General features: G+C 73.9%; 11 protein-coding genes. 9 read left to right on the top strand and 2 right to left on the bottom strand.

The features are described from left to right. Positions 1-145: 145 nt before the first annotated feature. Together metG and KLI87_RS37665 are read left to right on the top strand one after the other, a co-directional pair. Positions 146-1,939: a methionine--tRNA ligase gene (gene metG / locus KLI87_RS37660; RefSeq protein ID WP_214620831.1), complete on the top strand. Its 1,794-nt coding sequence runs from the start codon at positions 146-148 to the stop codon at positions 1,937-1,939. Continuing rightward, positions 1,936-2,760: a TatD family hydrolase gene (locus tag KLI87_RS37665; protein WP_214620832.1), complete on the top strand. Its 825-nt coding sequence runs from the start codon at positions 1,936-1,938 to the stop codon at positions 2,758-2,760. The genes metG and KLI87_RS37665 overlap by 4 nt, the downstream gene beginning before the upstream one ends. A 73-nt stretch (positions 2,761-2,833) precedes the next feature. Here the strand turns inward: KLI87_RS37665 and KLI87_RS37670 are convergent, their stop codons facing one another. Beyond that, a complete protein-coding gene (locus KLI87_RS37670) occupies positions 2,834-3,670 on the bottom strand; it encodes a hypothetical protein (RefSeq protein WP_214620833.1) in 837 nt (278 codons plus the stop codon). Positions 3,671-4,157: 487 nt separating this feature from the next. On the opposite strand from KLI87_RS37670, the gene KLI87_RS37675 reads away from it, so the two are divergent. The 7 genes from KLI87_RS37675 to KLI87_RS37705 all read left to right on the top strand — a co-directional run bounded on the left by KLI87_RS37675 (position 4,158) and on the right by KLI87_RS37705 (position 11,172). Next, positions 4,158-4,928, top strand: coding sequence for an FHA domain-containing protein (locus tag KLI87_RS37675; protein WP_214620834.1), 771 nt, complete (start codon positions 4,158-4,160; stop codon positions 4,926-4,928). Between the two features lie 81 nt (positions 4,929-5,009). Further along, positions 5,010-5,822 carry a transglycosylase family protein gene (locus tag KLI87_RS37680; RefSeq protein ID WP_308166513.1) on the top strand — a complete coding sequence of 271 codons (813 nt, stop codon included), beginning with the start codon at positions 5,010-5,012 and terminating at the stop codon, positions 5,820-5,822. A gap of 64 nt (positions 5,823-5,886) precedes the next feature. Beyond that, positions 5,887-6,906: a 16S rRNA (adenine(1518)-N(6)/adenine(1519)-N(6))-dimethyltransferase RsmA gene (gene rsmA / locus KLI87_RS37685; protein WP_214620835.1), complete on the top strand. Its 1,020-nt coding sequence runs from the start codon at positions 5,887-5,889 to the stop codon at positions 6,904-6,906. Further along, positions 6,806-7,972 carry a glycoside hydrolase family 26 protein gene (locus tag KLI87_RS37690; protein WP_246250331.1) on the top strand — a complete coding sequence of 389 codons (1,167 nt, stop codon included), beginning with the start codon at positions 6,806-6,808 and terminating at the stop codon, positions 7,970-7,972. Before rsmA ends, KLI87_RS37690 begins: the two co-directional genes overlap by 101 nt. 87 nt (positions 7,973-8,059) lie before the next feature. Further along, the gene (locus KLI87_RS37695; RefSeq protein WP_214620912.1) at positions 8,060-8,980 is read left to right on the top strand and encodes a 4-(cytidine 5'-diphospho)-2-C-methyl-D-erythritol kinase; all 921 of its coding nucleotides are present in this window, start codon (positions 8,060-8,062) and stop codon (positions 8,978-8,980) included. Positions 8,981-9,113: 133 nt separating this feature from the next. Beyond that, positions 9,114-9,338: a hypothetical protein gene (locus KLI87_RS37700; RefSeq protein ID WP_156219104.1), complete on the top strand. Its 225-nt coding sequence runs from the start codon at positions 9,114-9,116 to the stop codon at positions 9,336-9,338. Between the two features lie 67 nt (positions 9,339-9,405). Then, positions 9,406-11,172 carry an ABC-F family ATP-binding cassette domain-containing protein gene (locus KLI87_RS37705; protein WP_214620836.1) on the top strand — a complete coding sequence of 589 codons (1,767 nt, stop codon included), beginning with the start codon at positions 9,406-9,408 and terminating at the stop codon, positions 11,170-11,172. Positions 11,173-11,182: 10 nt separating this feature from the next. Here the strand turns inward: KLI87_RS37705 and KLI87_RS37710 are convergent, their stop codons facing one another. Beyond that, positions 11,183-11,671, bottom strand: a complete 489-nt coding sequence (locus KLI87_RS37710; RefSeq protein ID WP_156219103.1) for a MarR family winged helix-turn-helix transcriptional regulator — start codon at positions 11,669-11,671, stop codon at positions 11,183-11,185. Positions 11,672-11,787 lie beyond the last annotated feature (116 nt).

The raw sequence follows: 11,787 nt of genomic DNA on the forward strand, positions 1-11,787 counted from the left end.
CGTCCCGGTCCGTTCCGTGTCGTCCGGTCCGCGATTCTCAGGAACCTTCCAAACTGGGCGCCTTCCGGCTCGCGGCCGCCGCCGTCCGGCGCTCGGGGGCGATAACCGTGCGGCGCGGGGGGCCGACGCGACTACCCTTGATTCCATGTCCTCGTCAAGCCGACACATCTTGACCGCGCCCGCCTGGCCGTACGCCAACGGGCCCCGTCACATCGGGCACGTCTCCGGATTCGCGCTGCCCGCCGACATGTTCAGCCGCTACCAGCGGATGGCGGGCAACCAGGTCCTGATGGTGAGCGGCACCGACGAGCACGGCACGCCGATCCAGGTGCAGGCCGACAAGGAGGGCGTGACGGCCCGCGAGCTGGCCGACCGCTACAGCGGGGTGATCGCCGAGGACCTGTACGGCCTCGGCATGTCCTACGACCTGTTCACCCGCACCACGACCCGCAACCACTACGCGGTCGTCCAGGAGGTCTTCAAGGGCCTCTACGACAACGGCTACATCTTCCCGAAGACGACGATGGGCGCGATCTCCCCGTCCACGGGGCGGACGCTGCCCGACCGCTACATCGAGGGCACCTGCCCGATCTGCGGGTACGACGGCGCGCGCGGCGACCAGTGCGACAACTGCGGCAACCAGCTCGACCCGGTCGACCTGATCAACCCGGTGAGCCGGATCAACGGCGAGACCCCGAAGTTCGTCGAGACCGAGCACTTCATGCTCGACCTGCCCGCCTTCACCGACGTCCTCGGCCGGTACCTGCGCGGCAAGCAGGGCGACTGGCGGCCGAACGTGCTGAAGTTCGCGCTGAACCTGCTGGACGACATGCAGCCCAGGGCGATCAGCCGCGACCTCGACTGGGGCGTCCCGATCCCGCTGGACGGCTGGCGCGAGAACCCGGCCAAGAAGCTCTACGTGTGGTTCGACGCCGTCATCGGGTACTTCTCGGCGTCGGTGGAGTGGGCGCGCCGGTCCGGCGACCCGGAGGCGTGGCGCGCCTGGTGGCAGGACCCGGACGCCCTGTCCTACTACTTCATGGGCAAGGACAACATCGTCTTCCACGCCGAGATCTGGCCGGCGATGCTGCTCGGCTACAGCGGCCGGGGCGACAGGGGCGGCACACCCGGCTCGCTCGGCGGGCTGAACGTGCCGACCGAGGTGGTGTCGTCGGAGTTCCTGACGATGGAGGGGCGCAAGTTCTCCTCGTCCCGGCAGGTCGTCATCTACGTGAAGGACTTCCTGGAGCGCTACGACGTCGACGCGCTGCGCTACTACGTCGCGGTCGCGGGCCCGGAGAACCAGGACACCGACTTCACCTGGTCCGAGTTCGTCCGCCGCAACAACGACGAGCTGGTCGCGGCCTGGGGCAACCTGGTCAACCGGTCGGTGAACCTCGCCGCGAAGAACTTCGGCGCGATCCCCGAGGCCGGCGACCTCACCGACGCCGACCGGGCGCTGATGGAGCGCAGCCGCGCCGCGTTCGGCGCGGTCGGCGCGGAGCTGGAGCGGTCGCGGTTCAAGAACGCGATCACCGAGGCGCTGGACGTCGTCCGGGACGCCAACCGCTACCTGTCCGACCAGGCGCCGTGGAAGCTCAAGGACGACCCCGCCCGCGTCGGGTCGATCCTGCACACCACGCTCCAGGTCGTGGACGACGCGAAGACGCTGCTCACGCCGTTCCTGCCGAACTCCTCGCAGAAGGTGCACGAGATGCTCGGCGGCGAGGGCGAGTGGAGCGGCATGCCGGAGATCCAGACGGTGTCGGAGGAGGGCGGCCCCGACTACCGCGTCCTCACCGGCGACTACGCGACGAAGGCGCGCTGGGAGTCGGCGCCGATCAGGCCGGGCGTCCCGCTGGCCAAGCCGGTGCCGCTGTTCAAGAAGCTCGACACGTCCGTGGTGGACGAGGAGCTCGCCCGCCTGGAGAAGCCGTGAGCGACGACCAGGACGGGCAGGCGTCCCGGGCCTACCCGCCGCTGCCCGAGCGGCTGCCCGCCGACGTCTTCGACAGCCACTGCCACCTCGACATCGTCGAGACGCCGGTGGAGGAGCAGCTCGCGGCCGCGAAGGCGGCGGGCGTCACGCGGATCGTCACGATCGGCTGCGACCTGCCCTCCTCCCGGTTCGCGGTCGAGACCGCCGCCGAGTTCGACGACGTGTACGCGGCGGTCGCGATCCACCCGAACGAGACGGCCGGGATCTCCGACGCCGTGCTCGACGACATCGCCGCGATGGCCGCGCACCCGAAGGTCCGCGCGATCGGCGAGACCGGGCTGGACTACTACCGCGACTGGGCGCCCAAGGACGACCAGCACACCGCGTTCCGCGCGCACGTCGACATCGCCAAGCGCACGGGCAAGGCCCTGGTGATCCACGACCGGGAGGCGCACGACGACGTCCTGGCGATCCTGCTGGAGGAGGGCGCGCCCGAGAGGGTCGTCTTCCACTGCTTCTCCGGCGACGAGCGGATGGCCGGCGTCTGCGCCGAACGCGGGTACGTGATGAGCTTCGCCGGGAACGTCACGTTCAAGAACGCCGACCCGCTGCGCGCCGCGCTGAAGGCCGCCCCGCTCGACCTGGTGCTGGTGGAGACCGACGCGCCGTTCCTGACGCCGGTCCCGCACCGGGGCAAGCCGAACGCCTCGTACCTGGTCCCGCACACCGTCCGCGCGATGGCCGAGATCAAGGGCGTGGACGTCGCGGACCTGTGCGCCGCGATCGCGGCGAACGGCGAGCGGGTCTTCGGCCCCTGGTGATCCGGTACGGGTGAGCCGGTACGGGGTGATCCGGTACGGGGTGATCCGGTACGGGTGATCCGGCCCCTGGCGGTCAGCGGGCGTCGGCCGGGCACGGTTCGGCGCGGACCGCGACCCGGTCGACCAGCGCCTTGACGGCGCCGACGCCCTCGGCCGGGTCGCACACCGGCGCGCCGGACGCGCCGGTCCCGACCGCGCAGGGGAAGCCCATCCCGGTCAGCGGCGCGGGCAGCGCGGCGCCGCGTCCGACGAGCGTGGTGGTGACGGCCGCGCGGCGGGCGGGCCCGACGGTCTCCAGCAGGCGGCCGAGGGCCCGGCAGGAGGGGCAGCCCTCCGCCAGGTAGATCCGCACCCCCGTGATCACTTCGTCGCACGGCTCCACGGACGGGCTCTCCTCGGAGGGCGGGGCGTCGCTCCCGCCGCCCGCGCGGCGGTCGACCAGCAGGACGATGGCGACCGTCGCGACGGCCGAGGCGACCGCCGCCCCGATCCGGACGGCGGTGCCGCCGCCCCCCGCGCCGCCCCCCGCGCCGCCGGACGCGGCGAGCGCGATCAGGGCGAGCCCGGCCGCCCCCGCGTTGGCGCCGACGTGGACGCGCCCGACGGAGGCGAGCCGCGCCGCGCCGAAGCACACGCAGCGCCGGCCCCGCAGCCTGTAGGCGATTCCGGCGAGCGCGGTGTAGGCGGCGAGCGCGATGGCCGCCGCGGGCCCGGCCGGGAGCGCGACGAGCGCCACCGCGAGGGTGGTCTCCGCGGCCCCCGTCAGCCGGGGGCCCCAGGGCGAGCGCAGGATCCCCCGCTCGAACGGCCACGCCAGCCGCCCGGACGGGACGAGCGCCTTCGCGGCGCCCGCGACCGCGAGCGGCCCGGCGAGCAGGCCGGGCAGCGCGTCCGGGATCTCAGACCACATCTCTACGACCTCCGATCGGCGCCCGGGGTCCCCGCGCGCCCCATCCGGCCGGGAGCCGGTGCGGTGGACGTGTTTCCACCCCGGCCTCTCCGAGCCGGTCCCGATGAAATCGACGCATCATTTTCGGCGCCGGTTCCGTGGCATCGCATGCCGTGTCGGCAATGGCTCAGAAATGGCGCGCCGCGCCGCCCGCGAGTGGTATGGGAAGGGAGGCTGGGCTGGTCGTCCGGTCGCCGTTCATGGGTCCCCCGGTGTTCGAGTAGGCCCGGCGCCCTGGAGGCTTCGACGCTCGCAGATGCCGCCGGGTTCATTCTTCGAGTGGATTTCGACCGCTGCGGGGATTCGGGTGGCGTGCACAGTGGCTCGCACAGTGGCGCGCACTAGGCCCGCGCCAATGGGCAATCATGCTGAATGGACGGGCGAGAGGCAACCTGGAAGGTTATAGGGTGGCGTGGACCGTTCCCGAACCGTCCGGTAGGAGCCGCCGATGCCGGGCATCATCGTCCAGCGGGAGGGCGGGCCCGGCTCGACGGAGGTGGCGCCCGGCGGCGAGCTGACGTTCGGGCGCGACCCGTCCGCCGGGCTGACCCTCGCCGACCCCGCCGTCTCCCGCGTCGCCGGGCGCGTCCGCGCCATGGACGGCTACTGGCTGCTCAGCAACCTCAGCCGCGCCGCGACCTACGTCGTCGAGAACCCCGAGGGCGCGGGGGAGTACCTGCGCGCCCGGCCCCGGCGGCTCGACATGCCGGTCCCGTTCGAGTTCGCCCGCGTGCTGATCCCGGCCGGCACCGGCACGGTGTCGTTCCTGGTCTTCGCGCCCGCCCAGATGTACGCCGACCCCGACGCGCCGGAGGACACCGGGGGCGACGCCACCGCCGTCCCCTATCCGCTGGACGTCGGCGCGAAGTACTTCCTCGTGCTCGTCGCCCTGTGCGAGCCCCGGCTCCGCGACCCCTCCAGCGTCGTGATCCCCACCGTCCCGGAGATCATCGAGCGGCTCGGCGACGCCCCGGGACGCGGCGGACTCACGCGCGCCGCCGTCAACTTCCACATCGACTACCTGGCCGCGGCGAAGCTGCGCGTCAAGGACCCCGCGCCGGAGGGCCGCGCGGCCAAGGCCGACTGGCAGCGCGCCGCGCTGGTGTCGCTGGCGCTGCGCTTCAACCTCGTCCGCGACGAGCACCTCGCGCTCCTGCCGGCGCCGGAGGCTCCGCGCGGCGGTGAGGGCGGCGTGCCCGAAAGCGACGTTCGGGGCTGAGGAGGTGGCGGGCACCGCCGGTTGGCTCTACTCTCTGGCCGGAGCGGGCGCCCCCGAGCCCGGTCGGCCCTGGAGGAAACGGTGCGTCGAGCCCCCACGACCCCTGCGGTTCCCGTCCTGCTGGTGACGGCGCTGCTCGCCGCCGCGTGCGGAGGCGGAGGAGGCGGCGGAGCGGCCAAGCCCGCCGGCAGCACGGCCCCCGTCGCGGACGCGCCGCGCACCAGCGCCCCCGCGCCGCGCAAGGTCGTCATCGTGGTCGACAAGAAGAAGACCGAGACGATGACCACCGGGACGACCGTCCAGCAGGTCCTCGACCAGGCGAAGATCCGGCTCGGCCCGCACGACCTGGTCGCGCCGCCGCGCGACCGGCCCGCCGGGGCGAGGATCAAGGTGGTGCGGCTGCTGTCGGCCCCGGTGACCAAGGTCGTCGCGGTCACGGCGCCGACGATCCGCAAGAAGAGCTCGTCGGTGCCGCCCTTCAGCGAGAAGGAGCTGCGCAAGGGCAGGCCGGGCCTGAAGATCGTGCGGACCGCCTACGTCCGGCGCAAGGGCAAGAAGGTCAAGACGGTCATCTCCGAGAAGGTCAAGCGCAAGCCCGTCGCGCGGATCCTCGCGGTCGGGCCGCAGTCGGCGGCCGGGGGCTCGGCGTCCCGGCTGAACTGGCACGGCCTCGCCAACTGCGAGTCGCACAACAACCCGAAGGCGGTCAATCCGGCCGGGTACTACGGGCTGTACCAGTTCTCGATGCAGTCGTGGGCGTCGGTCGGGGGCTCGGGCAGGCCGTCGGACGCCAGTCCGGGCGAGCAGACCTACCGGGCGCAGCTCCTCTACAACAAGGTGAACGGGCGCTGGCAGGGCCAGTGGCCCAACTGCGGACGGTTCCTGTTCTCCTGACATCGGTCTTCTCCTGACATCGGTCTGCCTCTAATACCGTCCGCGGGTTTGAGACACTTGCTCCGTGGGGGACAAACAGGGGTTGCTCGGGCCCGCCGACGTGCGGGCGCTGGCGGGGCGGCTCGGCATCCGGCCGACCAAGACGCTCGGGCAGAACTTCGTCATCGACGCGAACACCGTCCGGAGGATCGTCCGGGCCGCCGACCTGCGCCCCGACGACGTCGTGATCGAGGTCGGGCCGGGGCTCGGGTCGCTGACGCTGGCGCTGCTGCCGGAGGCGCGGCGGGTCGTCGCGGTCGAGATCGACCCGGCGCTCGCGGCCGAGCTGCCCGCGACGGCGGCGGCGCGCGAGCCGGGTCTCGCGGGACGGCTGGAGGTCGTGCGCGCCGATGCGATGAAGATCACATCGGTGCCGGGGCCGGAGCCGACCGCGCTGGTCGCGAACCTCCCCTACAACGTCGCCGTCCCGGTCGTCCTGCACCTGCTGGCCGCGCTGCCGTCGCTGCGGCGCGCGCTCGTCATGGTGCAGGCCGAGGTCGCCGACCGGATGGTCGCCGCGCCCGGCTCCAAGATCTACGGGGTGCCGTCGGTGAAGCTCGCCTGGTACGGCGAGGCCCGCCGGGCGGGGCCGGTCGGGCGCGCGGTCTTCTGGCCCGTCCCGAACGTCGACTCCGGCCTGGTCGCGTTCACCCGGCGCGACCCGCCGGACACCACCGCCCCCCGCGAGCGGGTGTTCTCGGTGATCGACGCCGCCTTCGCGCAGCGCCGCAAGACGCTGCGCGCCGCCCTCGCGGGGTGGGCCGGGTCGGCGGCCGCGGCCGAGCGGGCGCTGCGCGCGGCGGACGTTGATCCACGGGCTCGGGGCGAAGCCATTGACGTGGCCTCCTTCGCCCGGATTGCCGAGTATGGTCCAGTGGGCGATTCCCACTGTCCCCCCACGGGTGCTCCAGGGGGCGCATCACATCCGGAAGAGGCGGAGGGCGATGGTGAAGGCGCGTTCGCGGACGGCGCGGGTCGGGGTGCCCGCGGCGGCGCCGATCGTGATCACGGCGCTGGCGGCGCTGGCAGCCGCCGGCTGCGGTAGCGGCGCGGGGGCCGCACCGAAGATCACGACGACCGCGCGGGCCGGCGTCGCCCCGACGCCCCCGGCGAAGGGCGCCTACTTCGGCGCCTACGTCCCGCCGGAGGACGTCGCCAGGCCGAAGTCCTCCGCCGGGTCGCCCTCCAAGACCTCCGGCTCCCCGGACGGTTCGGCGAGCCCCTCGGCCGGGCCTTCGGGAAGCCCGTCGCAGAGCCCCTCGGGGAGCCCGTCCGGCAAGCCGACGGGCAAGGACGCGGGCAGGCCCGGCATGGAGCCGGTCGCCGCGTTCGAGAGCGGGCTCGGACGGCAGCTCGACATCGTCCAGAGCTACCGGGGCTGGAAGTCGCCCTTCCCCACCGGCCTGGACTCCTCGGTGCTCGCCAGCAGCCGCTACCTGCTGCTGACCTGGGGCGGCGCCGACACCAAGGAGATCATCCTCGGCGAGCACGACGAGCTGATCCGCTCCCGCGCCCGCGCGATCAAGGCCACCGGCAAGCCGATCTTCCTGCGCTGGTCGCGGGACATGGACAAGAAGAGCTCGCAGAAGCGCGTGCACTCCGCCGCCGACTTCATCGCCGCGTGGAAGCACCTGCGGGCCGTCTTCAAGCAGGAGAAGGTCGACAACGTCGCCTGGGTGTGGTGCCCGTCGGCGCGCGGCTTCGGCTCCGGCAACGCGGGGTCGTTCTACCCCGGCGACGACGAGGTCGACTGGATCTGCGCCGACGCCCAGCCGGGCGGCGACTACGACTACCGCGACCTGTCGGAGGCGGTGAAGCTGTTCGTGCAGTGGGCCCGGGGACGCGCCAAGCCGATCATGATCGCCGAGTTCGGCGTCCCGAAGTCCTACGGCGAGCGCCGCGCCGAGTGGCTCCGCGCCGCCGCCAGGACCCTCCAGGACCCGCAGGTCAAGGCCGTCGTCTACTTCGACTCCGACGAGCAGGCCGACGACGCGCGCGACACCCGGCGGGCGTTCGCGGTGACCGGCGACAAGCGCGCCGTCTCGGCGCTGCGGGAGATCGCGACCACCCCCTACTTCAACCCGCGCAACCTCCCGGTGACCAGCGACTGACCTCCGGGCACCCCGCGCGACCTGCGGGGACGGGCCGGTTTCGGTACGGGGGCGCCGCGTCCCGTACGCTTCGGTGACGTGACGGCAGTGAGCGTACGCGTTCCCGCGAAGGTCAACCTCCAGCTCGCCGTGGGGCCGCTCCGCGACGACGGCTACCACGACCTGGTCAACGTCTTCCACGCCGTGTCGCTGTTCGACGAGGTGCGCGCCGTGCCCGCCGCGCGGCTGGAGGTGAGCGTCGAGCCGGCGCCCTACTCGCGGGTGTCGGTCGAGGGCGTCCCCACCGGCGCCGACAACCTCGCCGCCCGCGCCGCGACGCTCGTCGCCGCGCGGCTCGGGACCCCGCCCGCGGTGGCGCTGCGCATCCGCAAGGCCATCCCCGTCGCGGGCGGCATGGCGGGCGGCAGCGCCGACGCCGCCGCCGCGCTGGTCGCCTGCGCCCGGCTCTGGGACGACCGCGAGTCGCCCGTGCTGTCGCGCGACGACCTCCTGGAGCTCGCCGCCGACCTCGGCAGCGACGTCCCGTTCGCGCTGCTCGGCGGCACCGCGATCGGGGTCGGACGCGGCGAGCGGCTGACCCCCGCGCTCGCCCGGGGAACCTTCCACTGGGTGTTCGCGACCGCCGGCGGCGGCCTGTCCACGCCCGCCGTCTACGCCGAGTGCGACCGGATCCGCGCCGCCGACGGGCGCGCCGCGCCCCGGCCGCGCGTCAGCGAGGACCTGATGGCCGCGCTCGCCACCGGCGACGCCAAGGGCCTCGGCGAGGCGCTCGACAACGACCTCCAGCCCGCCGCGCTCGCGCTCCGGCCGTCCCTGCGCCGCACGCTCGCCGCCGGGCGCGACCTCGGGGCGCTCGGCTCGCTCGTCTCCGGCTCCGGCCCCACCTGCGCGTTCCTCGCCGCGAACGACGAGCACGCCGCCGAGCTCGCCGCCGACCTGGACGGCGCGGGGGTCGCCGCGTCGATCGTCCGCGCGTCCGGCCCGGTCCCGGGCGCGACGCTCGTCTGACGGCCGCGCGCGGGGGTCACCGCACGGTGAGTGATCGGTGGCACACTAGCTGCTCTAGTCATACAAGCGAACTCCGAGCCCGCCGGGGGCGTCCTTAGGGTGAACGCCCGAAATCTGCGGACGAGGTGGAGCGATGACGATTCTGTCCGGGCTGCTGGCACTGCTGGCCATCGCCATGATGGTCACGCTCGTCGGGAGGTCGGTGCGCCGCGACCGGGACCTGCGCCGCAACGCCCCCGGCACCGTCGCCGGCACCGTCGCCGCGCCCGACCCCGCCCTCGCGAGCACCTCCAACGCCGTCCCGGCGGCCGTCGCCGGCGCGACGGCGCGGCCCGAGGGCGGCCCGCCGCCCCGCTGAGCCCCGCGACCGGGCCGCGCGGCGGGCCGCGCGACCGGTTCGCCGGGGGCAATAGGCTGGAGGCGTCGTGAATCTGATCAACGTTGAGAACGTCGCCAAGGCCTACGGCCCCGCCCCGCTGCTCGACGCCGTGTCCCTCGGGCTCGACGACGGCGACCGCGTGGGCGTCGTCGGGCGCAACGGCGGCGGCAAGAGCACGCTCGTGTCCGTCCTCGCGAAGGAGATCGAGCCCGACGCCGGGCGCGTCACCCACGCCCGCGGCCTGCGGCTCGGCTACCTGACCCAGCGCGACGACTTCCCCGAGGGCGCGACCGTCCGGTCGGTGGTGCTGGGGGAGCGCGCCGAGCACGAGTGGGCGGGCGACACCCGCGCCCGCGAGATCCTCGCGGGCCTGCTCGCCGGGCTCGACCTCGACGCCCCGCTCGCCGGGATGTCCGGCGGGGAGCGGCGCCGGGTCGCGCTGGCCCGGCTGCTCGTCCCCGAGTCCGACCTGCTGGTGCTGGACGAGCCCACCAACCACCTCGACATCGAGGCCATCGACTGGCTCGCCCGGCACCTGCGCGGCCGCCGGGTCGCGCTGCTCGTCGTCACGCACGACCGCTGGTTCCTCGACGAGGTCACCGAGCGGACGTGGGAGGTCGTCGACGGCCGCGTCGAGCGCTACGAGGGCGGCTACTCCGCCTACGTCCTGGCGAAGGCCGAGCGGTCGCGGATCGCCGCCGCGACCGAGGCCAAGCGGCAGAACCTGCTGCGCAAGGAGCTGGCGTGGCTGCGCCGCGGCCCGCAGGCCCGCACGTCCAAGCCGAAGTTCCGGGTGGACGCGGCGCAGGCGCTGATCGCCGACGAGCCGCCCGCGCGCGACTCGGTGGAGCTGACCCGCTTCGCGACCGCGCGGCTCGGCAAGACCGTCTACGACGTCGAGGAGGCCACCGTCCGGCTCGGCGAACGCGACCTGTTCTCCCGGATGACCTGGCGGCTCGGCCCCGGCGACCGGGTCGGGCTCGTCGGCGTGAACGGCAGCGGCAAGAGCACGCTGCTGCGCCTGCTGGACGGCTCGGTCGACCCGGTGGCGGGCCGGGTGGTGCGGGGCAAGACCGTCCAGCTCGCGCACCTGTCGCAGAACCTTGAGGACCTCGACCCGTCCCGCCGCGTCCTTGAGTCGGTGGAGGAGATCCGCCGCCGCATCACCGTCGGCAAGCGCGAGTGGACGGCGAGCCAGCTCCTCGAACGGCTCGGCTTCGCGGGGGACCGGCAGTGGACGCCGGTCGGCGACCTGTCCGGCGGCGAGCGGCGCCGCCTCCAGGTGCTGCGGCTGCTCATGGGCGAGCCGAACGTCCTCCTGCTGGACGAGCCGACCAACGACCTCGACATCGAGACGCTCACCGAGGTCGAGGACCTGCTCGACGGCTGGCCCGGCACGCTCGTCGTCGTCAGCCACGACCGCTACTTCCTGGAGCGCATCACCGACCACGTCGTCGCGCTGCTCGGCGACGGCCGCGTGACGATGATGCCCGGCGGCGTCGACGAGTACCTGGAGCGCCGCGCCGCCGGAACCGCCGGCGCGGTCGCCCCCGCCGCGCCCGCCGGGCCCGCCGCGGCCGCGCCGCCGAGGCCCAAGGGCGGCCAGGACTGGAAGGCCCGCAAGGAGCTCGACCGGCTCGAACGCCGCCTGGAGAAGCTCGCCGGGCAGGAGGCCGAGCTGCACGAGCGGCTCGCCGCGCACGCCACCGACTACGCCAAGCTCCAGGAGCTGGACGGCCGCCTCAAGGAGATCCAGGCCGAGGCCGCCCAGGTCGAGGAGGAGTGGCTGATGCTCGCCGAGGACGTCGGCTAGGAGCCGCCGACTAGGAGTCGAAGGGGACCAGCAGCGTCCGCAGCAGGTCGGCGAGCGCGCTCCGCTGGGCGGGGCTGAGCCCCTCCAGGAACACCTGCTCGCGGTCGAGGAGGTCGGCGAACGCCGCGTCCACGCGCCGCAGCCCCGCGGGTGTCAGCCGGACGATCACGCCGCGCTTGTCGAGCGGGTCGGGATGCCGCTCGACCAGGCCCGCCGCCGCGAGCCGGTCGATGCGGTTGGTCATCGTCCCGGACGTGACCAGCGTCGCGTGCAGCAGCCGACCGGGGCTGAGCTGGTAGGGGGAGCCCTCCCGGCGCAGCGCGGTGAGGACGTCGAACTCCCACGACTCCAGGCCGTGCGCGCCGAACACCGCCCGCCGCGCGCGGTCGAGATGGCGCGCGAGCCGCGAGATCCGGCTGAGGACGTGCAGCGGCGCGACATCGAGGTCGGGACGCTCGGTGTTCCAGGCGCCGACCAGCCGGTCGACCTCATCCTCCATCCCGCCACCCTACCCATCTCGATATCGAGACGCCCGCCGCGGACGGCGGTCCCGGCGGATGATCGTCGGGCGGCCGACTCCGGCCACCCCGGCGGCGCCGGTGGCGATCAAGCCCT

Source organism: Actinomadura sp. NEAU-AAG7, assembly GCF_018603865.1.
Taxonomy (GTDB): Bacteria; Actinomycetota; Actinomycetes; order Streptosporangiales; family Streptosporangiaceae; genus Spirillospora; species Spirillospora litoris.